25 protein-coding genes are annotated in these 22,562 nt (G+C 60.8%); 11 read left to right on the top strand and 14 right to left on the bottom strand.

The window, feature by feature from the left end:
* The first annotated feature begins 89 nt into the window (after positions 1–89).
* Entirely contained in the window at positions 90–2,231 is a 2,142-nt protein-coding gene (locus tag ACIGHL_RS17530; RefSeq protein WP_128121032.1) for a putative bifunctional diguanylate cyclase/phosphodiesterase, read from the top strand.
* Between the two features lie 15 nt (positions 2,232–2,246).
* Here the strand turns inward: ACIGHL_RS17530 and yihG are convergent, their stop codons facing one another.
* From yihG to ACIGHL_RS17515, 3 genes are all read right to left on the bottom strand, one after another.
* Positions 2,247–3,167: a 1-acylglycerol-3-phosphate O-acyltransferase, YihG family gene (gene yihG, locus ACIGHL_RS17525; protein ID WP_064481673.1), complete on the bottom strand. Its 921-nt coding sequence runs from the start codon at positions 3,165–3,167 to the stop codon at positions 2,247–2,249.
* Positions 3,168–3,292: 125 nt separating this feature from the next.
* Positions 3,293–5,389 (bottom strand): phosphate acetyltransferase, encoded by a 2,097-nt coding sequence (gene pta / locus ACIGHL_RS17520; RefSeq protein ID WP_128121033.1) that lies wholly within the window; start codon positions 5,387–5,389, stop codon positions 3,293–3,295.
* Between the two features lie 100 nt (positions 5,390–5,489).
* A complete protein-coding gene (locus tag ACIGHL_RS17515; protein WP_128121034.1) occupies positions 5,490–6,677 on the bottom strand; it encodes an acetate kinase in 1,188 nt (395 codons plus the stop codon).
* A 241-nt stretch (positions 6,678–6,918) separates the two neighbouring features.
* On the opposite strand from ACIGHL_RS17515, the gene ACIGHL_RS17510 reads away from it, so the two are divergent.
* The 4 genes from ACIGHL_RS17510 (at position 6,919) to ACIGHL_RS17495 (ending at position 9,890) form a co-directional block, all read left to right on the top strand.
* On the top strand, positions 6,919–7,404 hold the full coding sequence (locus tag ACIGHL_RS17510) for an FKBP-type peptidyl-prolyl cis-trans isomerase (RefSeq protein ID WP_045429574.1): 486 nt from the start codon (positions 6,919–6,921) through the stop codon (positions 7,402–7,404).
* Between the two features lie 102 nt (positions 7,405–7,506).
* The gene (locus ACIGHL_RS17505; protein WP_128121035.1) at positions 7,507–7,989 is read left to right on the top strand and encodes a glutathione peroxidase; all 483 of its coding nucleotides are present in this window, start codon (positions 7,507–7,509) and stop codon (positions 7,987–7,989) included.
* Between the two features lie 134 nt (positions 7,990–8,123).
* A complete protein-coding gene (locus ACIGHL_RS17500; RefSeq protein ID WP_181690023.1) occupies positions 8,124–8,720 on the top strand; it encodes a TetR/AcrR family transcriptional regulator in 597 nt (198 codons plus the stop codon).
* Positions 8,721–8,780: 60 nt separating this feature from the next.
* Positions 8,781–9,890 carry an NADH:flavin oxidoreductase gene (locus ACIGHL_RS17495; protein ID WP_128121037.1) on the top strand — a complete coding sequence of 370 codons (1,110 nt, stop codon included), beginning with the start codon at positions 8,781–8,783 and terminating at the stop codon, positions 9,888–9,890.
* Positions 9,891–9,952: 62 nt separating this feature from the next.
* Here the strand turns inward: ACIGHL_RS17495 and ACIGHL_RS17490 are convergent, their stop codons facing one another.
* The 4 genes from ACIGHL_RS17490 to ACIGHL_RS17475 form a co-directional block, all read right to left on the bottom strand.
* Positions 9,953–10,564: a flavodoxin family protein gene (locus ACIGHL_RS17490; protein WP_128121038.1), complete on the bottom strand. Its 612-nt coding sequence runs from the start codon at positions 10,562–10,564 to the stop codon at positions 9,953–9,955.
* Positions 10,565–10,618: 54 nt separating this feature from the next.
* Complete coding sequence (cysZ, locus tag ACIGHL_RS17485) at positions 10,619–11,377, bottom strand: sulfate transporter CysZ (protein WP_046162779.1); 759 nt, start codon at positions 11,375–11,377, stop codon at positions 10,619–10,621.
* Between the two features lie 211 nt (positions 11,378–11,588).
* Positions 11,589–11,948 carry a HopJ type III effector protein gene (locus tag ACIGHL_RS17480; protein WP_128121039.1) on the bottom strand — a complete coding sequence of 120 codons (360 nt, stop codon included), beginning with the start codon at positions 11,946–11,948 and terminating at the stop codon, positions 11,589–11,591.
* On the bottom strand, positions 11,945–12,238 hold the full coding sequence (locus tag ACIGHL_RS17475) for a DUF1244 domain-containing protein (RefSeq protein WP_045432104.1): 294 nt from the start codon (positions 12,236–12,238) through the stop codon (positions 11,945–11,947). Before ACIGHL_RS17475 ends, ACIGHL_RS17480 begins: the two co-directional genes overlap by 4 nt.
* Before the next feature lie 148 nt (positions 12,239–12,386).
* Between ACIGHL_RS17475 and ACIGHL_RS17470 the strand changes: the two genes are divergently transcribed.
* Positions 12,387–12,758: a sensory rhodopsin transducer gene (locus ACIGHL_RS17470; protein WP_206606872.1), complete on the top strand. Its 372-nt coding sequence runs from the start codon at positions 12,387–12,389 to the stop codon at positions 12,756–12,758.
* A 10-nt stretch (positions 12,759–12,768) separates the two neighbouring features.
* Here ACIGHL_RS17470 and folX read toward each other — a convergent pair whose 3' ends face one another.
* The 3 genes from folX to ACIGHL_RS17455 all read right to left on the bottom strand — a co-directional run bounded on the left by folX (position 12,769) and on the right by ACIGHL_RS17455 (position 14,656).
* Positions 12,769–13,143, bottom strand: coding sequence for a dihydroneopterin triphosphate 2'-epimerase (gene folX / locus ACIGHL_RS17465; RefSeq protein WP_128121041.1), 375 nt, complete (start codon positions 13,141–13,143; stop codon positions 12,769–12,771).
* 16 nt (positions 13,144–13,159) lie between these two features.
* Positions 13,160–13,870: a dihydromonapterin reductase gene (gene folM / locus ACIGHL_RS17460; protein WP_128121042.1), complete on the bottom strand. Its 711-nt coding sequence runs from the start codon at positions 13,868–13,870 to the stop codon at positions 13,160–13,162.
* A gap of 138 nt (positions 13,871–14,008) precedes the next feature.
* A complete protein-coding gene (locus ACIGHL_RS17455; RefSeq protein ID WP_128121043.1) occupies positions 14,009–14,656 on the bottom strand; it encodes a PilZ domain-containing protein in 648 nt (215 codons plus the stop codon).
* A 232-nt stretch (positions 14,657–14,888) separates the two neighbouring features.
* Here ACIGHL_RS17455 and ACIGHL_RS17450 point away from each other — a divergent pair, with 232 nt between their 5' ends.
* On the top strand, positions 14,889–15,341 hold the full coding sequence (locus ACIGHL_RS17450; RefSeq protein ID WP_045429547.1) for a flavodoxin: 453 nt from the start codon (positions 14,889–14,891) through the stop codon (positions 15,339–15,341).
* 34 nt (positions 15,342–15,375) lie between these two features.
* Here the strand turns inward: ACIGHL_RS17450 and ACIGHL_RS17445 are convergent, their stop codons facing one another.
* Genes ACIGHL_RS17445 through olsB form a run of 3 tightly spaced genes read right to left on the bottom strand, consistent with a single transcriptional unit; the run spans position 15,376 to position 17,511 of the window.
* Entirely contained in the window at positions 15,376–15,948 is a 573-nt protein-coding gene (locus ACIGHL_RS17445) for an acyl carrier protein phosphodiesterase (protein WP_127838587.1), read from the bottom strand.
* Positions 15,949–15,987: 39 nt separating this feature from the next.
* A complete protein-coding gene (locus ACIGHL_RS17440) occupies positions 15,988–16,764 on the bottom strand; it encodes a lysophospholipid acyltransferase family protein (RefSeq protein ID WP_128121044.1) in 777 nt (258 codons plus the stop codon).
* Positions 16,765–17,511 carry an L-ornithine N(alpha)-acyltransferase gene (olsB, locus tag ACIGHL_RS17435; protein ID WP_128121045.1) on the bottom strand — a complete coding sequence of 249 codons (747 nt, stop codon included), beginning with the start codon at positions 17,509–17,511 and terminating at the stop codon, positions 16,765–16,767.
* Between the two features lie 186 nt (positions 17,512–17,697).
* On the opposite strand from olsB, the gene ACIGHL_RS17430 reads away from it, so the two are divergent.
* The 4 genes from ACIGHL_RS17430 (at position 17,698) to ACIGHL_RS17415 (ending at position 20,908) form a co-directional block, all read left to right on the top strand.
* On the top strand, positions 17,698–18,600 hold the full coding sequence (locus tag ACIGHL_RS17430; protein WP_128121046.1) for an acyl-CoA dehydrogenase: 903 nt from the start codon (positions 17,698–17,700) through the stop codon (positions 18,598–18,600).
* 204 nt (positions 18,601–18,804) lie between these two features.
* Positions 18,805–19,965 carry a phospholipase D-like domain-containing protein gene (locus tag ACIGHL_RS17425; RefSeq protein ID WP_128121068.1) on the top strand — a complete coding sequence of 387 codons (1,161 nt, stop codon included), beginning with the start codon at positions 18,805–18,807 and terminating at the stop codon, positions 19,963–19,965.
* Positions 19,966–20,016: 51 nt separating this feature from the next.
* Positions 20,017–20,601 carry a DJ-1/PfpI family protein gene (locus ACIGHL_RS17420; RefSeq protein ID WP_177327086.1) on the top strand — a complete coding sequence of 195 codons (585 nt, stop codon included), beginning with the start codon at positions 20,017–20,019 and terminating at the stop codon, positions 20,599–20,601.
* Positions 20,602–20,683: 82 nt separating this feature from the next.
* On the top strand, positions 20,684–20,908 hold the full coding sequence (locus ACIGHL_RS17415; RefSeq protein WP_045429526.1) for a VF530 family protein: 225 nt from the start codon (positions 20,684–20,686) through the stop codon (positions 20,906–20,908).
* A gap of 78 nt (positions 20,909–20,986) precedes the next feature.
* Here the strand turns inward: ACIGHL_RS17415 and ACIGHL_RS17410 are convergent, their stop codons facing one another.
* A complete protein-coding gene (locus ACIGHL_RS17410) occupies positions 20,987–22,510 on the bottom strand; it encodes a fumarate hydratase (RefSeq protein ID WP_128121048.1) in 1,524 nt (507 codons plus the stop codon).
* Positions 22,511–22,562 lie beyond the last annotated feature (52 nt).

Here is a 22,562-nt window from a genome sequence, read left to right as displayed (position 1 = left end):
AAGTGTGTGACGCATCGTTCAAGCCGAACTGACGTCCCTGCCGACGTCGGTAGCGCAAGCCAAATCATGCTGTGTTGGGGGCTCGGCTGATGGCATGGTCGCAACCCCAATCAAAGCCTCGGACCCGGACATTGTTGGTCGTCGATGATCGCGAGGCGAACCTGGTAGCCATGGAGGCCCTGCTCGGCGACGGCGACTGGCAGGTCCATACGGTTAATTCTGGTGAAGCCGCGTTGCAGGCGTTGCTCGATCTGGACGTCGAACTGGTGTTGCTGGACGTCCAGATGCCAGGCATGGACGGATTCGAAGTGGCGCGCCTGATGCGCGGCAGTCCGCACGCGCGCTACACGCCGATCATCTTCGTATCGGCCATTGCGCATACGCGTGAGTCGGTTTTGCGTGGTTACGCGACGGGTGCGGTGGATTTTATTCTTAAGCCGTTCGATCCGCAGGTGCTCAAACACAAGATCAATACATTGCTCAGCCATGAGCATAATCGGCGTGACTTGCAGCTGCTCAGCCAGCAGCTCGACAGTGCAAGGGCGTTTAACGCTTCCGTACTCAACAACGCTGCCGAAGGCATTCTGGTGGTAGGTGAGGACGGATTCATCAACTTCGCCAACCCGGCGATCGCCAAAATGCTGCACGCCAGCGTCGATGATCTGCAAGGTACCGCGCTGATCAAGCATCTGGCCTCGCCGCAGATGCCGATGGCCTGGCGCGATACCGATTTCTACCAACATTGGCGTAGCGGCAATACCTATCGTCTTCATGAGGCGCAGCTGTTCACCGCCAACGGAGACACGCTGCCAGTGGCACTGTCTTCATCGCCGCTGCCTCGTCAGCAGCGCTCAATGGTCGTGATCGCCCTGGACATGTCGGTGGTGCGCAGCCTGCACGTGCAGCTGGAAACCCAAGCGGTAACCGATTCGCTCACGGGCCTGCTCAATCGTCGCGGTTTTCATCAGGCGCTGGATTCGGCTTTGGCGCGGGTCGATCGCAACGGCAAGCGCATGGCCATCCTCTATATCGACCTTGATGGTTTCAAGCGCATCAACGATTCGCTGGGGCACGATGCCGGCGACGAGATTCTCTGTCGCGTAGCGCGCGTATTGGAAGCCTGCATGCGTCCATACGACATCATCGCCCGAATGGGAGGTGACGAGTTCACTGCGTTGCTGGACTCTCTGGATCATCCGGAAGATGCCGCCAGGGTGGCGGAAAAGCTCATCGAGTTGATTTCGGTTCGACATACCATCGACGGCACGGATGTCACGCTCGGTGCCAGTATTGGCATTGCGAATTTTCCGGATTGCGGCCAGAGCGTCGAAGAGTTGCTTCGCTCGGCGGACATGGCCATGTACGAGGCCAAACGCAACGGCCGGCAGCAATATCGCTTCTTCTCCGGTGAGATGAACGGGCGGGCCCACGCGCGCCTGATGATGGAAGAAAACTTGCGTAGCACCATCGAGCGCAATGGTTTCGCTTTGGCCTATCAGCCGCAGGTCGTGCTCGAGACCGGTGAGCTGCGTGGGTTCGAGGCCTTGCTGCGCTGGAATTACGCAGGGCGCGGTTCGGTGGAGCCGAGTGTATTCATCCCCTTGCTGGAAGAAACCCGGCTAATTGACCGGGTCGGCGAATGGGCGCTGCGCGAAGGCCTGGCCCAGTGCCGCGACTGGCGTGAGCGATTCGGCGACAAGCTGGTGCTGAGCTTCAACGTCAGCCCGGTGCAGTTCCGCCGGGCCGGATTGATCGACGAGTTGCGCCGGCTGCTCGATGAGTATCAGCTTGATCCCCGACAGTTGGAGCTGGAGGTCACCGAGGGCGCACTGATGGAGGACCTGGAGCAGAGCTGCGACAAGCTTCGTCAGCTGCGTGAGCTGGGGGTCAGGGTGGCGGTAGATGACTTCGGCACCGGTTACTCATCGCTGGCTTACCTGCGCCATTTCGATCTGGATACGCTGAAGATTGATCGATTGTTCATCGCCAACATGCTCGATTCGCCCCGCGATGCGGCAGTGGTCAGCACCATTATCGATCTGGGGCGGAACCTGGGACTGGAGGTGATTGCCGAGGGCGTTGAAACGCTGGCCCAGCGCGAGTGGCTGATCGATCATGACTGCCACGTGATGCAAGGGTTTCTGGTCGCGCCAGGGCTGGCTGTTGAGGACGCTCTGGAATTTCCGCGAACAATCGACTGGCTAAATCTTGAATATCGACCGGCCGGCTAGTGCCGGCCTGTTGGGCTAACCCGAAGCGCCATGACGAGGCGGGTATTGATGATGTAGCTTTTCGAGCTCAGCATCCTTGTCGCTCCAGAGCTCATTGACCCACTCCTGAAAGCTCAGCCGGTAGGCTTCGTCCTGGTCGTAGCTACGGTGTAGGAACTCGGCAGGGATTGGCTGCGAGTCGATGCGCATCACGACCCGGCCGATTCGGCCGCAGAGCAGGTCCCAGAAGCTTGAATTACCGTCCGGGTAGTGAATGGTGACGTTGATCAGTGCCGTCAGTTGCTCGCCCATCGCATCGATCACGAACGCAATGCCGCCGGCCCGGGGTTTGAGCAGGTAGCGGTAGGGCGATGCCTGTTCAGTGTGCTTGTCCTCGGTGAAACGAGTTCCTTCGAGAAAATTGAACACCGACACCGGGTTGGTCCGGTAGCGTTCACAGGCTTTGCGGGTGGTGGCCAGATCCTCGCCGCGCTTCTCCGGATACTTGGTCAGATATTCCTTGCTGAAGCGCTTCATGAAGGGAAACTCCAGCGCCCACCAGCACAGGCCGATGACCGGCACCCAGATCAGCTCCTGCTTGAGGAAGAACTTCAGGATGGGCATCCGCCGGTTGAACTGGTACTGCAACATCAGGATGTCAGCCCAGCTCTGGTGGTTGCTGGTGACCAGATAGGAGTGTTGCAGATCGACCTTTTCGAGTCCCTGCACGTCCCACTCGGTTCGCCGCACTTGATCCATCCAGAAGCTGTTCACGGCCATCCAGGATTCGGCGATCCAGTGCATGCCAAAGCGCAATGCGCGCTGAATACGCGGGACCGGTAGCGCAAGCTTGAGCAACGACAGGGCAAACAGCGGCCAGCACCAGAACAGCGTGTTCAACGCCAGGGTCAAGCCAGCCAGGACACCCCGTAGTGGGGCAGGAAGGACGCTCAGCATCGATTGGATCTTATATCCGTCAATAAAGGCGGCAAGAGTACCGATTGCGGGCTGAACTGCAAGGCAAAAAGTAGGGCCTGGCATTGCGAAGCGCCCGGCCAGACTGGCCGGGCGCGGGACGCAGGTTAGGCCTTCTGGTTGTCAGCCTGCAGAGCGGTCAACGCGATGGTGAACACAATGTCGTCCACCAGTGCACCGCGGGACAGGTCATTGACCGGCTTGCGCAGGCCTTGCAGCATCGGGCCGACGCTGATCACGTTGGCGCTGCGCTGAACCGCCTTGTAGGTGGTGTTGCCCGTGTTCAGGTCAGGGAAGATGAACACAGTGGCCTGACCCGCCACCAGGCTATTAGGCGCCTTTTGCTTGCCGACACTGGCGACCGATGCGGCGTCGTACTGCAGCGGACCGTCGATTGGCAGCGTGGGTGCGCGCTCCTGGGCGATGCGTGTGGCTTCAGCAACCTTTTCCACCTCGGCGCCACTGCCGGACGTGCCAGTGGAATAGCTGATCATCGCCACGCGCGGGTTGACGCCCAGCGCGACGGCCGATTCGGCGCTCTGCAGGGCAATCTCCGCCAGCTCGGTAGCACTCGGGTTCGGATTTACAGCGCAGTCGCCGTAGACCAGTACTTGATCCGGCAGCAGCATGAAGAACACCGACGAGACCAGGCTGTAGCCTGGGGCCGTCTTGATCAGCTGCAGCGCCGGGCGAATGGTGTTAGCGGTGGTGTGTATGGCGCCGGATACCAGACCGTCCACTTCGTCGAGCGCCAGCATCATGGTGCCAAGTACCACCGTGTCCTTGAGCTGCTCACGCGCATCGTCCGGAGTCAGGCCCTTGGCCTTGCGCATTTCGCACATCGGCTCGACGTATTGGTTGATGATCAGCTCCGGATCGAGAATCTCCAGGCTTGCCGGCAGCTGAATACCTTGCTCGCGCGCAACTGCCTGGACTTCTTCCGGCTTGGCCAGCAGTACACAGCGCGCGATGCCGCGCTCCTGACAAATGGCCGCGGCGCGGATGGTGCGCGGCTCGTTGCCTTCCGGCAGGACGATGCGCTTGTTAGCTTGCTGTGCGCGCTTGACCAGCTGGTAGCGGAACGCCGGAGGCGACAGGCGCAACTCGCTGCGGGGTACGCTGAGTCGGGTATGCAGCAGTTCGGGCTGCAGGTGCTGCGCAATGAAGTCAGTAACCTGGCTGGCACGCTCGATGTCGTCCGCTGGGGTTTCCTTGTTCAGCCCGAACAGGTTGGTCGCCGTATCGTAGGAGCCCGTCTGTACGGTCATCACCGGCAGGCCGCCATCCAGTGCCGCTTTGCAGAGCTCGAGAATCCGCGGGTCGGGCGCGAAGTCACTGCACAGCAGCAGACCAGCGAGCCTGACGCCATTGAGCGAGGCCAGGCTCGCCGCGAGGATTATGTCGTCGCGGTCACCCGGGGTGACCACCAGTACGCCCGGCTGCAGCAGTTGCACTGTGTTGGGGACGGCTCGGGCGCACAGGACGATCTGTTCGACGCGACGCTGCTCCGCTTCACCGGCGTGAAGGATCTTGGCGTCGAGCAACTCGGCAATGTCACGGGTCCGCAAGGCATTGAGTTTGTCGGCGAAGGGGATCGCGCCGAGCAACTGGAAGTCCGCGGTGCCCAGTACCGGCAGCTGGGCCTTGAGGCGCTCGATGAAGGCCGACGTGCCGTCCTCACTCTTGACCTTGTTGAGAATGACGCCCAGCACTTTCGGATCCTTGGCGCCACCGAACAGCTGGGCCTGGATCTCGATGCGCTCGGCCAAACGCTTGAGTGTGTCAGTTCCTTGCGCGGCGATCAGGATGACATCCGCGTCCAGGCTTTTCGCCAGATGCGTATTAATCCGCGACGTGTGGTTGAACTCACGCGTCGGCACCATGCCTTCCACGATGACCACGTCCTTGCCCGCAGCAACGTCCTGATAGCGGCTGACCACGTCCTCGAGTAGCAGGTCGAGTTCTCCATCGGCCAACTGGCGCTCGACCTGCTCCAGCGGCAGCGGCTCGGGCGACACGATATTCAGGGTGCGCTCTACCAGGACACAGGAGCGCTCTCGGCCTTGGTCATGCGGAAAGGGCTGGGCGATGGGCTTGAAGAAGCCGACCTTCAGCCCGGCACGCTCGAGCGCGCTGATCAGGCCAAGGCTGATGGAGTTGAGGCCGCCACCAAAACCGCAGGGGGCGAGGAATAAGGTATGCATGATGATCTCCTATCGGGCGAAGGGCGATGCCAAGTAGACGAAACCCGACGCCGTGTGCGGTCGTCGGGTTCGTGCGGTGCGTCTGGCTGTCGGCGCGCTATCAGGCGTCGAGCAGCGCCAGCGTGTCCAGCGCGATCTGACGTTCTTCGTTGGTCGGTACCACCAGCACACGGGGGCTGCCTGCCGCTTGAATCTCTCCACCAACACCGCGCGTGCAGCGTGCGTTGGCATCTTCGTCCAGCGTAAAGTTGAACAGTTTCAGGTGTTCGAGGGTGCGGGTACGCACGGCCATCGAGTTCTCGCCGATGCCGCCAGTGAAGATCAGTCCATCGAGTTTCGGCAGGGCGCAGGCCATGCTTGCCAGTGATTTGGCCAAGCGGTAGCAGAACACTTCGAATGCCAGGGTGGCGCCGGCATGCCCGGCGACACGGGCCTCCTGCAGGGTGCGCAGGTCGTTGGACAGCCCGGAAAGACCTTTCAGGCCGCTGTCGTGATTGAGCATGCGATCGATCTGCTCCAGGCTCCAGCCCAGGGTGCGGTTCAGGTAGCTGTGCAGGTTGGGGTCGACATCACCGCTGCGAGTGCCCATTACCAGACCTTCCAGTGGGGTCAGCCCCATGCTGGTGTCGCGGCTCTCGCCGTTGACGATGGCGCACGTCGAGCAGCCATTGCCCAGGTGAGCCGTCAGCCAGCTGCTGTCATCGACCGGGAGCCTGGTCATCTCAGCGGCACGCTTGCTGACGTAGTTGTGGCTGGTGCCGTGGAAGCCGTAGCGGCGGACGCTGTGTTCCTTGTAAAGGAATTCCGGCACGGCGTAGCGGAACGCACGTTCCGGCATGGTCTGGTGGAAGGCGGTATCGAACACGCTGACCTGCGGCAGGCCAGGGAACAGGGCCATAGCCGCATCGATACCGACCAGGTTGGCCGGGTTGTGCAATGGCGCCAACTGGGCGCTGTCGCGAATCGCCTTCAGCACCGGCTCGTCGATCAGGCTGGAACCGGTGAAATGCTCGCCACCATGGACCACACGATGGCCGATGCCGTCCAGTTTGCCGCCTGCGGCCTCCTGGGCCACCGGCAGCAATTTTTCGAGCGCGGCACGGTGATCGGCACCCGGAATGTTCAGGCTCTGCTTGGTGTCCCCCAGCTGCCAGTGCACCACGGCTTCGGGGGAGCCGAGACGTTCGGCCAGGCCCTGCAGGGGGAAAGTGGCTTGGGCTTCGTTGACCAGTGCGAATTTGATCGACGAGCTGCCGCAGTTAATCACCAGGATGTTACGAGCTGACATCGGTGCTCCTTGGATGCGAAATTAATTGTTGAAATAGGTCGCCTACATTTACTGGCGTGGATTCTTGCATAACCTTGAGAGGCGCGATGCTCTCCAAAGGTTGTATTCGGCACCGCCCTGGGCACGAATCCGCGTGGAGCAAGCCAAGCTGCCGATGGTCCCCTAAATCGTGCGTCGGTTCGCAATCAATGCAGCTCGCGGTTAGACTTTCACATACATTCCCCAACAAAGGTTTTGCCTCATGCAGATTGCCGCTAACAAGGCTGTGTCAATCGACTACACACTCACCAACGATGCCGGTGAAGTGATCGACAGCTCGGCCGGCGGCGCGCCGCTGGTCTATTTGCACGGTTCGGGCAACATCATTTCCGGTCTGGAAAAGGCCCTGGAAGGCAAGCAAGGCGGTGACGAAGTGAAGGTCGCCATCGAACCGCAGGATGCCTACGGTGAGTACAGCCCGGAGCTAGTCGCCACTCTCAATCGTGCGATGTTCGAAGGCGTCGACGAGCTGGAAGTCGGCATGCAGTTTCACGCCTCCGGCCCGGACGGCGGGATGCAGATCGTCACCATTCGTGATGTCGAAGGCGACGATGTGATCGTTGACGGTAATCATCCGCTGGCCGGGCAGCGCCTCAACTTCGAAGTCAAGATTGTTGATGTGCGTGAAGCCAGCGAAGAAGAAATCGCTCATGGTCATGTGCATGGCGAAGGTGGTCACCAACACTGATTGGCGCCCGCAAGCGGCTGGTCAGCGAGAAGCCCGGATCGAACGGGCCATGGAAGCGCTTCGGTTCTGCCGGAGCGCTTTTTTACTCTGGAGTAGAAACACATGAGCGCGTTTCACGAGTTGGTTCTGCCCGGCCTTGCGGGCCAGGAACTTCCCCTAGCGCCGTTGAAATCCCAGGTGACACTGGTGGTCAATGTGGCTTCCGAGTGCGGTCTTACGCCTCAATACGCAGGCTTGCAAGCGCTGCATGAGCGTTACCAGGATCGTGGTTTCGGCGTACTGGGCATCCCCTGCAACCAGTTCGCTGCTCAGGAGCCGGGCAGCAATGCGGAAATCCTGCAGTTTTGCGACGAGAATTACGGCATCACTTTTCCAATCAGCAGCAAGCTCGAGGTCAACGGCTCGCAGCGTCACCCGTTGTACCGCCTGTTGGCAGGAGAGGGCGCTGACTTCCCAGGTGACATCAGCTGGAACTTCGAGAAGTTTCTGGTGGGCAAGGACGGACGTGTGCTGGCGCGCTTCTCGCCGCGCACTGCCCCGGATGATCCTGCGCTGATCCAGGCCATCGAAAGCGCGCTCGCCTGAGCGCGCGATCTCCTATCAAAGCCGTGTGTTGTTGCTGACGGCTTCTCGAAGTCGATATCGCGACAGCATGGCTCTGCAATAAGTGTCGTGGATGATGGTGTTCGGTCTAGACGACCGGTCATATCCTCGGCGCCATGAGCAATCAAGCCCGCAACGACAAGCGTGACCTGATCCTGGCCAAAGGGGCACAGGTGATGACCCGTCGTGGCTACCACGGCACCGGCGTGCTGGAAATCGTCCAGGCTGCCGGCATTCCCAAAGGTTCCTTCTATCACTACTTCGCCAGCAAGGAAGACTTCGCCTTGCAGGCGCTGGAGCATCTTTACCTGCCTCGGCTGGAGCGCTATCAGGCGGCGCTACTTGAGTCTCCGCTGAGCCCCCGGGCGCGCATTCTGGGTTATTACGCAGACCTCATTGCGCACTTCGCTCGGCAGGAATGCCCGGAATACCATTGTTTCATCGGCAGCCTGAGCTTCGAGATGGCTGAACTGTCACAGCCCATCGGCCAGCAAGTCGAGGCGATTTTGCTGCGTTCGGTCAGAGTGCTCGCCGACTGCCTCGAACAGGCTTGCGCGGCCACCGAGCTTGATGCCGATACCGATTGCCTTGCGCTGGCTGAATTCATCGGCAATGCCTGGGAGGGCGCCTTGTTGCGCATGAAGGTTGGCCGCAGTGTCACGCCGTTGAAGATATTTCTGACCCAGCTGGAGCGTCTGCTGACGCCCCGCTGATTTTTTGTGGCGATCGGCGAGACGACCGGTCGCTTTTGCTTCAAGCCAGAGGAGACAGCAATGACTGCAGCCGTGAATGCCCTGTTCCAACCCTTCCAACTCGGTAGCTTGCAACTGCCAACGCGTGTCGTGATGGCGCCGATGACCCGTTCCTTCTCTCCTAACGGAGTGCCAACCGCGGACGTCGTCGAGTACTACCGCCGTCGTGCCGCGTCGGGTGTGGGGTTGATCATCACCGAGGGCACCACGGTCGGCCACAAGGCGTCCAATGGCTATCCGCAAGTGCCGCGCTTCTACGGCGAAGCCCCGCTGGCCGGCTGGAAAGCGGTGGTCGAGGCCGTGCACGCGGCCGGCGGCAAGATCGTTCCGCAGTTGTGGCACGTGGGCAATGTTCGTCACAAGGGAACCGAGCCGGAGCCGGAAGTGCCGGGTTACGGCCCGATGGAGAAGGTGAAGGATGGCGAGGTCGTGGTGCACGGCATGACCAAACAGGATATTCAGGACGTGATCGCAGCGTTCGCCCAGGCTGCCAAGGATGCCCAGGCCATCGGCATGGATGGTGTCGAGATCCACGGGGCGCACGGCTACCTGGTTGACCAGTTCTTCTGGGAGGGCAGCAACCAGCGCACCGACGAGTACGGTGGGAGCCTGGCCAATCGCTCCCGCTTCGCCATCGAGCTGATCGAGGCGGTACGCGCGGCGGTAGGACCGGACTTTCCGATCATTTTCCGCTTTTCTCAGTGGAAGCAGCAGGACTACTCAGCGCGCCTGGTCACCACGCCGGAAGCGCTTGGCGAATTCCTCGAGCCGCTTTCTGCGGCGGGTGTGGACATCTTCCATTGCTCGACTCGCCGATTCTGGGAGCCGGAGTTCGAAGGTTCCGACCTCAACCTCGCTGGCTGGACCCGTCAGCTGACTGGCAAGCCCACCATCACCGTCGGCAGCGTGGGGCTCGATGGAGAGTTCCTGCAGTTCATGATCAAGACTGACAAGGTGGCGCAGCCAGCCAACATCGAGGGGTTACTCGAACGTCTGAACAAGCAGGAGTTCGATCTGGTGGCGGTAGGACGCGCACTGATTTGCGATCCGGACTGGGCGTTGAAGGTGAAAGAAGGGCGTATGCAGGACATTCTGCCCTTTAGTCGTGAAGCGCTGAAAACGCTGGCCTGACGCGCGACGCAATCTCTAGCTGCACAGAAGCCATCCTAGGGATGGCTTCTTTTTGCGCATCGTTATTGCGAGGCACCGGGATAACCGGCCTGCTTCAGCAGCTTGGCCAAGTGCACGGCGTTGCGCGCCAACATCGCGTTGGTCTTGCCGATCTTCTCGCCAGGATCTTCCACATCCTTGTAATCCGTCGACCCCATCGCCGGTCCGACCCAATAGGTGCAGCCGTTGGCAGGGATGGTGAAGCCTACGTCATTCAGTCCCTGATAGAGACTGGCAACCACATGATGGGCGCCATCCTCGTTACCCACCACCGCGACGCAAGCAACCCGCCCGTACGAGACCATCCGCTGCTCGTCGTCCACTTCACCAATGAACGCGTCCAGGCGCTCCAGTACGCGCTGACAAACGCTGGATGGATGGCCGAGCCAGATCGGCGTGCCGAGAATCAGGATGTCCGCTGCAAGCAACTTTTCCCGAATCATCGGCCAGTCGTCACCTTCGCCTTCGTCTGACGTCACGCCGGGCTTGATGTTGAAGTCCACTGCGCGGACCTGCTCGCAGCTGACGCCGAGTTTTTCCAGCTCGCGCTGAGCCTGGCTCAGCAACACGCTACAGGACGACTGTTGGGGCGACGCCTTGAGGGTACAGTTGATTGCGAGGGCGGTCAGCGCCATTGCGGGTCTCCCGGTGTGAGGTGTTCGAATCTAGACACCTCAACGGCTCGCAGTTCACGGATCGATCACGGTTGGCATTGTCGATTTGCCGCCCTCGCGCACCCAGAACAGCGTTGCGGCTGCCACGGCTGCCGGCATGATCAGGAGATTGACGAAAGGAATCAGCAATGCTGCGTAGGTCACCGCGCCGAGACTCAGGCTTTTCCAGCGGCGCTGGCGCAGCCAGACCATCATTTCGTCCCAGCTCAGCTTGTTGTTGTCCGCTGGATAATCGATGTACTGCACCGCCATCATCCAGACGCCAAACAGAAGCCAGAGTGGCGCTGCGACCAGATTGACCACCGGAATGAATGACAGGATCAGTAACACCAGCGCACGGGGTGCGAAGTACGCCAGTTTGCGTGCCTCGCGTCCGATGGTTCGCGGCAACATGGCCAGCAGCTCGCTCCAGCTGAACGGTGGGGCGCTATCGACTCCGCGTGCCACGGTTTCCACCTTTTCGGCGAGAAAGCCATTGAAAGGGGCGGCAACGATGTTGGCGAGCATGGTGAAAGTGAAGAACACGATCAGCACCACCAGCACTACGAACAGCGGCCAGATGATGTATTCGAGGAACATTAACCACTCGGGGAGGTTAGGCATGAAGGCGTCGACCCAGCCGCCAAACTGGCGCACCGCCAGATATATCAGGCCGCAGAACAGCAACAGATTGACGGTCAGCGGCAGAATGACGAACAGCCTGAGGCCGGGACTAAGAATCAGCTTCAGGCCTTCACGTAGGTATTGGGGGCCGGATAGGGCAGCGACGGGCATTGACGATACTCCGGAAAGGACGGTCCGGACCTTACCGGCTTTGTCGGGGTGGGAAAAGCGGCATCACAGTCGATAGGACTGGACTATTAGGCCGATCGGCTTTATGCAATAGCCAGCGTTGCGCTTGGCTTTTAGGCTAGCCCCGAAATCTCCTTTTGGTTTTCAGGGCCGTCCGCTTCAAGCCTTCCCCAAGTGCCTGGCCGGCCCTTTTTTATTTCTCTTCGAAATTCACCGGTTTGCGCCTCAGCGGCTGCTGATCAAAGCGCACGCCCGGGAGTCCGGTATCCATCAGGGCGCGGATGTTCAAGTGGTCGGATCCACTGGGGTTCTCCAGCACTGATTGATAGTGCTCCCCGAACGCAAGCAAGGCTTCTTCTGTAGTGAAGCCTTCCAGCACGGCCAGGCCCAACGTTTTGCACGAGCCCTCGTTCTGCCCGGCAGCGTTTTCAACGCTGCCATTGAAAAAGCGGGTTGGCTGGTAGTCATAGGCGCTGGCGATGAATGCCAGCGTCTCGCTGAATGGGTGGTTTCGGTTGCGCAGACTGGCGCGAAAGTCCCTGAGGCTGCTCATGGTTTTTGGGCCTTGTCGAACGCAGCCTGTTGCTCAGGCGTCGCGTCCTTTTGATAGCGTTTCTTCCAATCCGCGTATGGCATGCCGTAGACCTCTTCGCGAGCCTCATCGAGGCTGACTTCGATATCCAGGTCATCGGCGGCGGCCTTGTACCATTTCGACAGGCAATTGCGACAGAAGCCGGCCAGGTTCATCAGGTCGATGTTTTGTGCGTCCGGGCGGCTGCGCAGGTGCTGGACTAGGCGGCGGAAAGCGGCGGCTTCGAGTTCGGTGCGTTCTTGTTCATTCATTTCAAGGGTCTCGGCGTTGCAGACTTCGGCGGGATCATAACCTCGACGCAGGCCGTGGGCCAGATAGCGGCGGGGAACTTTAGCGGCTTGAACCGCCTCCGCTAAACAGGATGGCCGGCCGGCCATCCAGCTGTCGAGGAGACTGGATGTGATTGGGAAAAAACACTGGGTGATAGCCGAAGGGTACCTGCCGGCGTTGGGACCGAAACCCGATGAGCCGGCGCTGCGCAGCCATGAGACGGCGTGCATTCTGAACGCTGGCCCGTTGGAGGCGGTAATTGAGCTGACGCTGTACTTCGCTGACCGTGAGCCGATCGGGCCCTACGCGATACGGGTTCCAGCGCGTCGAACCTTGCATCTCCGTTTCGATGACCTGCAGACACCCCAGGCAGTGCCGCGTGAGACTGACTATGCCAGCGTATTCATTTCCACCGTACCGGTGGTGATTCAGCACACTCGGCTGGACGCACGCAGCGGTGACCTTGCGCTGATGACGACCCTGGCCTATGGCAGCGATTGACGCGCGAAGGTTAGTCCCGATGTGCGGCGAGGGTAATCGATACCGACTCGGCAAAGCGCAGAGCGTGCGGCTTGTCCACTTCGACTTCGGCGTAACGCACTTGCGGATGCGCCATGACTAGGTCGAGGATTTCCTGAGTGAGCCGTTCGAGCAGGGCGAAACGGTTGTCCTCGACGTGTTGGATGATCGCCTTGGTGATGGTTCGGTAGTTCAGTGCATGGTCGATATCGTTGTCACGCACGGCCTCGGCCGCAGGATAAAGCATCGTCAGATTGATCAGGACATCCTGCTTGTTGAGGATTTCCTCTTCCTTGATACCGATGAAGGTACGTAGTCGCAGGTCTTTGACGCGGATGCGCGCCATGGCAGGTTCCAGTCGGGGCATGGGGTTCCTTCGCGTGTCAGATCAGGTGGCGGCCACCGTTAACGCTCAGCGTGGTGCCGGTGACATAGGGATTATCCAGCAGATAGCGCAGGCTCTGGTAGATCACCTCGGCGCCGGGCTCGATGCCAAGGGCGGATTTGGCAAGCGCCTTGCGCTGGTAGATCTCGTCATCGCCTTCGTTGAACTGTATCAAGGCAGGCGCGATGCCATTGACCTTGATCGCCGGCGCCAGCCTAGCTGCAAACGACAGCGTGAGGTTGTCCAAACCGGCTTTGCTGGCTGCATAAGCGATGTGCTTTTTGCTGCCGACGCGGGTGACGTCGTCACCGATGTGGATGATGTCTGCCGGACCGCCATGCTGCAGCAGTTCAGTGCAGTGAAGATTGATCAGATAAGGCGCGAGCATGTGCACCTCGAACATGCGCTGGAATGTTTCAGCCTCTTCACCCGGCGTCTCCGGGTGCCAGTCCGATGCGTTGTGAACGATCGCGCGTAGGGCGCTGGTGTGCTCCTTGAGTACAGCGATAAAGGCGTGGATGCCCGCTGCAGCGGAAAAATCGGCATGCAAGGTCAGCGCACCACGCTCACGAAGCCGAGCCAGACTTGCGCGAGGGGTGCGGTAGCTCACGATTACCGGCTGGCCTTCATCAAGCAAACGTTCGGCGCAATGCAGGCCGATGCGCTGGCTGGCACCGGTAATCAGTATCGGGGCCGTCGGCTGGGTCATGCTGGGATACCGAGTGGGACGGGGAAGGTCGCGCGGCCTGTGCAAGGCAGCAGTGCCTTGCCAGCTTACACCAGGGTGCGCAACGACCCTACTATGCGGGCATTTTCGTGCGTGGAAAGGCTGGCGTCTAAGGTGCTGCTAAGGGGTCTCGGGCGCGTCGGAGGTGGCCTGTGTAGAAAGCTCTGGCTGCAGCTCGGGATGCAGACGCTGATGCTGCTCGTACAGATAGGAGCGGATGCGTTCGGCATCTTTGCCCTGCGGGTATTCGACTTCGTAGGCAGTCATTCCACCTTCGGCATGGCGGATCCGATGCGCGTCGATCTGAAACGAGTCTTCGCCCGGCAGTGCCAGGCGCATGTGCAGATGTTTGGGCGCCTGATGCTTGGCTCCGGCGTCCACCAACAGGCCGTTGGGTGACAGCTCGTGCACGCTCAGCGCGGTTTCGTTGCCATCGTCGGAGAGTAGTGGCAGCGGCTCGTCCAAGTGCAATCGCCAGGCGCGAAGTACCGGTCCGCGTTCATAGATGGTCGGAGGCGCGAGCTGCAATTGCACCGCCTGGAATTCGTCCTGCTTCAGCTGCAGCGGGAACGACATGCAATAGTCCTCGAGCTCCGCTTCGAGGGTCAGGTTGGCCTTCGCAGCCAGTTGCAAGAGTAAGCCGTTGGCCTTTTCTCCGCCGTCGACACGGAAGCCAGCCCGCGTTTCGCCCGGCTCTGCAGACGAGCCACTGACAAGTTCGTTGATATAGGCCAGTTCGGCACTGGTCAGATCAGTTTTGCTCGGCATCCCGATTTCCCTCTCAAGGCATGGGCAGACCCGTCTGCCCATGCCTAAACGCTCCAGAGTGCAGCACAGACCTCTACGAGATCCTTTACCACGTCGGCACTGCGACAACATATGCTCGATGTAATTCCCTTGCGCCTGGCGGCGGGCCGTTTTGAAGTGTAGAACCGCTCGGTCGGGATGAGTGTGTCGGATGCGGCATAATGCTCGGCTTTAATCTAAAACGGAGCTCATCATGAAAGTGGCCATCCTCTCCGGTACTGTCTATGGCACAGCTGAAGACGTTGCCCGCCATGCTGCGACGGTACTCAAGGCGGCGGGGTTCGACGCCTGGCATGATCCGCGCGCGCAGCTAGCGCAGGTCCTGGACTTCGGACCGCAAGCATTGCTGGTGGTGACTGCCACCACCGGGATGGGCGAGCTACCGGACAGTTTCGTCCCGCTCTACACGGCGATTCGTGATCAATTTCCGGCCTGGCAGGGCTTGCCCGGCGGGGTGATCGCACTGGGGGACGCCAGCTATGGCGATACTTTCTGCGGTGGCGGTGAGTTGGTTCGGGAGTTGTACGCCGAGCTGGGCGTACGCGAAGTGCAGGAAATGCTGCGCCTTGATGCCAGCGAAACGGTAACGCCGGAGACCGACGCCGAGCCCTGGCTGGAAAGCTTTGCCGCAGCTCTGCGTGGCTGATAAGTAGGCAAGGCCGGCGGTGGCCTGGCGGCGGTCAGTCTGCCCGGCGAGCGAAGGCTTGCAGGTGCGGATAGAACGCTTGGAAGTCCTGCAGCAGCGGCTCATATAGCCGTTCCATTTCCTCGACACCGCCGAGCAGCCCTTCGGGGCGTGACAAACGCCGGCTCATGCCGGCCACAACCTGCTCCATCACGGAAAACTCCCGATAACTGCCGAGCCAGTCCTGAGCGGCCATGCGCGGCGCGATTAGCGCCAGCGTGCCGGGGAGCTCGGCTTCCTCAAGCAACACCTGATACACCCGCGCGGTGAAATGCTGAAGGGGCTCTTCGGCGTAGTGGGGCCAATGCGCCGCCAGGCAATGATCGAAAAAAAGATCGACCAATATGCCTGCGTAGCGTCGTCGCTCGCGGGGAAAGCGCTGCTTGGCTTGAAGGACAATCGGGTGGCTATCGGTAAATACATCGATCTGTCGGTGCAGGCGAATGCCCGCTTCGATATCGGCTGGCCATCGGTCCTGTAAGGGCCCTTTGACGAAGTCGCCATAGAGACTGCCGAGCAGCTGCCCGGGCCGCTCGCCGCCGAGATGAAGGTGCGCAAGATAGTTCATGAGGCGAGTCTAGCAGCGCTTGCTTGCGCTCAGCTTGCATCAGGCAGCGTTGGCGATCGGCATCAGCTGCGAAGGACCGTACAGCGCTTCGGCGATCGCATTGTGGCAACGACGGGCGAGTGGGTTACGTTGCGTGTCATGGCTGGATAGCGGGGCCAGCAGCTGGATTTCCACCACTGCTGTATCTTCCGCCAGTAGCCGAAACAGATGTGAAAGCAGATCGTCGTCGCCGATAAAGGGGGCTATCGGATCGTTAACGCCGTTGCGCAGATATCGAATCGCAACGGGCTGTACCGGCACACCCGTATCGATCGCACAGGCTAGCAGTCTTGAGTGGAATGTGCGCAGCGAAGTGCCATCGGTTGTGGTGCCCTCGGGGAAAATCAGCACGCTGCTTCCTTGCCCCAGTTCCTCGCTCATCTGCTGGCTGAGCAACGTACTGTCGCTACCGCCGCGCTGGATGAAGCGGGTTCCAGCCTCGGTTGTTAGCCAGCCAATCACCGGCCAATGACGGATCTCGGCTTTGGCGAGGAAGGTCATCGGTTGCAGCAGGCCCAGCAGGGGGATGTCGGTCCACGATAGGTGGTTGGCGACCCACAACATCGGCTTATCTGGCAAATCGCCTGTCACACGAATCTGAAATGGCAATGCCGCTGCGAGCCGCCCCAGAAACGAACGGCACAGCTGCTGACGCGCAGCTTGAGCTGGATTAAAGCCCAGCACCGTGCGCAGTTTCAGGCTGCAGGCCAGTACCAGGCCGTAGAGAATCACCATGGCCAATCTCAAGAGACGAAAATACAACCTGATCCTGCGCATTCAGACCGCTGCCTTGAAGTGCCGGGCGTAACGTGGGCACAGCTCGTCGCGCTTGAGGAGAATGAAGAGGTCTGCGACCTGAAAATCTGGATCCCAGCAAGGTTCACCGCAGATCTTTGCACCCAGTCGCATGTAGGCCTTGAGCAGCGCAGGTGTCTCAGCGATGACGTTGTCGGGCAACGCGAGCGCTGGTAGCGGGTTTTTAGGGCATGCGTGTAGCAGCTCCGTCGAAAGATGAAGTTCGCGCAGTCGCTGCATGATGGCCTGGGCCTGGACGCCGCCGTCGCGCATTGGAATGCTGGCGCAGCCCATGAGATATCGATAGCCACCCTGGTTGAGCACTTCAGCCAGTTCCGCCCAGAGCACGGCGATGGTCGCGCCGTTGCGGTAGGCCGGATGAACGCAGGTCCGGCCAATCTCCAGGATCGGCCCTTCAAGTTTCGCCAGGCCTTGTAAGTTGAATTCGTTTTCGCTGTAGAACCGTCCCAATCCACGCGCCGTCTGGTTATCGAGCAGGCGCGTGGTTGCGACAAGCTCCCCGCTGCCTGAGTCGCGTACACCGATATGGCTGCAGTAAGCGTCAAACTCATCGCTGTCCAAACCGGCCTCGCTGCCCTGTAACTGAGCGCCATACTCGCCGTTGAATACCTGATAACGCAGCGCCTGAGCCTCACGTAATGCATCGTCGCCGAGCAGGCGTACCGCCTGCAGTTGTCGCGTCACGCGGGGGAAGGCAATGGTGGTCATGCTCGATCTCCTGGTCAGCCTGGCAGTGGCAATGCATCCGGAGCGCATGGTTGTTATGGTTGGCGTTCCGTCAGTCCGTGATGCCAGAGGCTAGGCAGGGGCGGTGTCACGGTTGTTACGGATCCGTGATGCTTGGATGACGGCATTCAAGCCCCCAGAACCAACCGAATCTGCTGGAGAGAACCGATGTCTTGGCACACCGTGCTTGGTCCGATTGAACGCTTGCCGCAGCCTGCGCAGCTGGACGATTGGTTTGGCGAGATACTGGCCAATGGAGGCGGTGACCCATTCGAATTGGCCGTGCGCGGCGGCCGGCAAGCCGCCACGCCTGGTCTGGCGTTTCTGGCCGGCTATCAGGCCGCGTTGCGGCGGCTCTGGCCGTCGGCGCCAGCGGGTATCGGTGCGCTATGCGCGACCGAGCAGCGCAAGCTGCGTCCGGCGGATATGCAGACTCGGTTGGATAGATTGACGCTCACCGGCAGCAAGGACTTCGTCATTGCTGGATCGGCGGCGGCCTGGTTGTTGGTTCCGGCACGAGACGAGGCGCCAGGCGAGCCGGCAAGGCTCAGCCTGTGCGTCGTGGGTTGCGGTGATCGGGGCGTGACTATCGAGGACAGGCCGCCGCTGCCGCTGGTACCGGATATCGTGCATGGGCGCTTGCGCCTCGAGCGGGTGCCATGTCAGCGGTTGGCGGGTGACGGCTGGGACGATTACGTCAAGCCGTTTCGCACGCTGGAAGACCTGTACGTGCTCGTCGCCATGGTCAGCTGGTTGTATGGAATCGCCTTGGAGTGCGCATGGCCGCAGGCGCTGCAGCTCAGGTTGATCGGTCTGCTGGCGGCTGCAGCCGAAGTATCGCGCCAGCCGCCCGCTGAGGTTTCGACGCAGCTGTTGCTGGCTGCGCTCGATGCACAATGGGCCGCAACCTTACCTGCGCTGGATACGGCCCTTGATGAAGGTCCGGGCCATTGGGCCGAGCTATGGCAGCGCGATCGCGGCATATTGCAGTTGGCGCGTCAGGCACAGGCCAAGCGGCTGGACAAGGCCGCGGCGGCTTTCGCACTGACGCCTCAGCGTGACCGGGACTGAACGATGCGATAAAGCCACCGAGGCGGGAACTCTGCACGGCGGCGCGAACCTATAACAGGCGTGCCATCACGGCTTACGACAGGAGCCGCTGATCCTGGCGAGGTACATTCCGTGCCTGAGTGTTTACCGGACAAGGATTTCAATGGCTTCCAGCTGTATCCGTAGTTGCTTCCCCGCGTGCTCTGCCCGAGGCATGCAAGCGTGATGCTCGCCGGCGAGGTGTTTCCATGGCGCGAAGGTAATCGTTTTCGGTTGCTGCTCGACGGCCCACAATTTTTTCCACAGATATTGCAGCGTATCGATACTGCGCAGCAGCGTGTGGATATCGAGCTTTATCTGGTCGAGGACGGGCTCTGTACCGATCGGCTCGTCGACGCCCTGATTGCAGCATCCGGGCGTGGTGTACGCGTGCGCTGCCTGTTCGATGGCTTCGGTTGCTTGAAACTCGGGCAGAAGACGCGTCAGCGGCTGCTCGACGCAGGGGTCGACCTGCGCCAATACAACCCGCTCAAGCTACAGCTGAAGTTCCGCAACCTTCATCGCGATCACCGCAAGCTGATCCTGATCGATGATCTGTGCTGTTTTGTTGGAGGCGCCGGTGCGACAGACGAGTTCTGGAATCCGGACAAGCCGGACGAGCATTGGCATGAGGCGATGGTGGAAATCAGCGGGTCGGTGATGGAGGACTGGCAGCGCCTGTTCGATGTGCAATGGACCCTGTGCCTCAAACGCCGGATCTGGCAGCTGCCGTTGCCTCGGCAGCTGCCGAAGATACCCGCCGCGCCCGATGCGCTCGACGGAGCAGGGCGAGTTGCCTATTCCGCTGCGCGTCAGCATCGAGACATTCTCCACAGCCTGTTGCGCAATCTGCGAAGGGCTGAGCGGCGTATCTGGCTGGCAACTCCGTATTTTCTGCCGACGGGCAAGGTCCGGAGGGAGCTGATGCGCGCGGCTCGCCGCGGCGTCGAGGTTCGACTGCTGCTGACCAGCCGCAACACCGACCATCCGTCCGTGCGCTATGCCGGGCAGCGTTTCTATCCAAGATTGCTTCGCGCAGGCGTGCGGATTCATGAATATCAGCCACACTTTCTGCACCTGAAACTCGTTTTGGTCGATGACTGGGTGAGTGTCGGCTCGTGCAATTTCGATCATTGGAATCTGCGCTGGAATCTTGAGGCGAACCTGGAAGCGGTCGACTCGCAGCTAAGCGCCGACGTTGCCAAGAGCTTCGAGCACGACTTCAATCAGAGCCTCGAGATTGACCTGCAACAGTGGCACGCGCGCCCCCTTTACCTGCGGATGTATCAGCGGCTGTGGGGCCTGCTCGACCGGCTCGTGATCAATATATTCAACCGAAGCGGCTGACGGCACGGGCCGAGCCGTTTATAAAGTGTCCAACTGAAAAGGGAGAGCGTTCTGATGGCTGCGAAGAAAATTCTGATGCTGGTCGGTGACTACGTCGAAGATTACGAAACCATGGTGCCGTTTCAGGCGCTGCAGATGGTCGGTCATACCGTGCATGCGGTCTGCCCGGACAAGAAGGCTGGTGACACCGTGCGCACAGCGATCCACGATTTCGAAGGCGACCAGACCTATAGCGAAAAGCCCGGCCATAATTTTGCGCTGAACTTCGATTTCGCCGAGGTGCGCGCTGAGGACTATGACGCATTGGTGGTGCCGGGAGGCCGCTCGCCTGAGTACCTGCGGCTCAACGAGCAGGTGATAAAACTGGTGAAGGCATTTGGTGAGGCGAAAAAGCCGATTGCCGCGGTGTGCCACGGCGCTCAGTTGCTGGCTGCCGCTGATGTGCTGCGCGGGCGTGCGTGTAGCGCTTATCCCGCCTGCGCGCCGGAGGTTCGGCTGGCCGGTGGTGAATTCGTCGATATCGGTGTCGACGAGGCGCATACCGAGGGCAACCTCGTGACCGCTCCGGCGTGGCCGGCGCACCCCGCTTGGCTGGCAGCATTCCTCGAGCTGCTCGGGACCCGCATCAGCCTGTAATATGCCGCTCCGTTCGAAGGCCCGCTCCGGCGGGCCTTTTTATTCACCCGCAGGCGCTGCCTGCTCAAGCTCCGAGGCCGCAATGTCCCAACCCCAAGACCCGCTCCATGGCGTGACGCTGGAGTCGATACTCGTCGAGCTGCAGGCTCACTATGGCTGGGAAGGGCTGGCGGAGCGGGTCGATATCCGCTGCTTCAAGAGCGACCCCAGTATCAAGTCGAGCCTGACGTTTCTGCGTAAGACGCCATGGGCGCGGGCGAAGGTGGAGGGGTTGTTCGTTCAGCTGCGCCGGAGCCGGCGTGATTAGTTGATGATTTGCGCTGCAACTGGCGTCCTGTAAGCAAAAAGCCCGGCAATGCGCCGGGCTTTCTATTGGCGCAATCGGTTATTGCACCTCTACAGCCAGGTTTTCCGCGATCTTCTTCTGCCAGATCGCCGGCCCGGTGATGTGCACCGATTCGCCGTTGGTGTCGACCGCGACGGTGACCGGCATGTCCTTCACTTCGAACTCGTAGATCGCCTCCATTCCAAGTTCGGCGAACGCCAGCACCTTGGACTTCTTGATCGCCTGGGCGACGAGATAGGCCGCGCCGCCGACCGCCATCAAGTACACCGCCTTGTTGTCCTTGATGGCCTCGATGGCGATCGGGCCGCGCTCGGACTTGCCGATCATGCCCAGCAGGCCGGTGCTCTCGAGGATCTGACGGGTGAACTTGTCCATGCGCGTCGCGGTGGTCGGGCCGGCGGGGCCAACCACTTCGTCGCCGACTGGATCGACCGGACCGACGTAGTAAATGAAGCGACCCTTAAGGTCCACCGGCAGCTCTTCTCCCTTGTTCAACATGTCGACCATGCGCTTGTGCGCGGCGTCGCGACCGGTGAGCATCTTGCCGTTGAGCAGAACGGTTTCGCCCGGCTTCCAGCTCTGCACTTCTTCCGGCGTGATGGTGTCGAGGTTGACGCGACGCGCGCTCGGGCCGGCTTCCCAGACGATCTCGGGGTAGGCATCCAGCGGCGGTGGGGTCAGTTCGGCGGGGCCGGAACCGTCGAGCACGAAGTGTGCATGACGGGTGGCGGCGCAGTTGGGGATCATGCACACCGGCAGCGACGCAGCGTGGGTCGGGTAATCCATGATCTTCACGTCGAGCACGGTGGTCAGGCCGCCCAGGCCCTGCGCACCGATACCCAGTTGGTTGACCTTCTCGAACAGCTCCAGACGCAGCTCTTCGATGCGGTTCTGCGGGCCGCGGGCCTTCAGTTCGTGGATGTCGATGGATTCCATCAGCACTTCTTTGGCCATCACCGCGGCTTTCTCGGCGGTGCCGCCGATGCCAATGCCAAGCATGCCCGGCGGGCACCAGCCGGCGCCCATGGTCGGCACGGTCTTCAGCACCCAATCGACGATCGAGTCGGACGGGTTGAGCATGGCCATCTTCGACTTGTTTTCCGAACCGCCACCCTTGGCCGCTACGTCTACTTCGACCTTGTCGCCCGGAACGATGGAGTAGTGGATGACCGCCGGCGTGTTGTCTTTGGTGTTCTTACGGGAACCTGCGGGGTCGGCGAGGATCGAAGCCCGCAGAACGTTCTCCGGCAGGTTGTAGGCACGGCGGACGCCTTCATTGATCATGTCGTCCAGGCTCATGCTTGCGCCGTCCCAGCGTACGTCCATACCCACGCGCACGAATACGGTAACGATGCCGGTGTCCTGGCAAATCGGGCGGTGTCCGGTGGCGCACATCCGCGAATTGATCAGGATCTGCGCCATGGAATCACGGGCTGCCGGTGACTCTTCACGCAGGTAGGCCTCGTGCATCGCCTGGATAAAGTCGACGGGGTGGTAGTAGGAGATGAACTGCAAAGCGTCAGCAACGCTTTGTATCAGGTCGTCTTGCTTGATCACGGTCATGCAGCGCGTCCTCTTGGCGGGGCGGAAACAGCGCGTATCGAGACAACGACCG

This window comes from Pseudomonas sp. NPDC077451 (genome assembly GCF_044543345.1).
Classification (GTDB): domain Bacteria; phylum Pseudomonadota; class Gammaproteobacteria; order Pseudomonadales; family Pseudomonadaceae; genus Stutzerimonas.
This window is presented reverse-complemented; position numbering and strand designations above follow the sequence as displayed.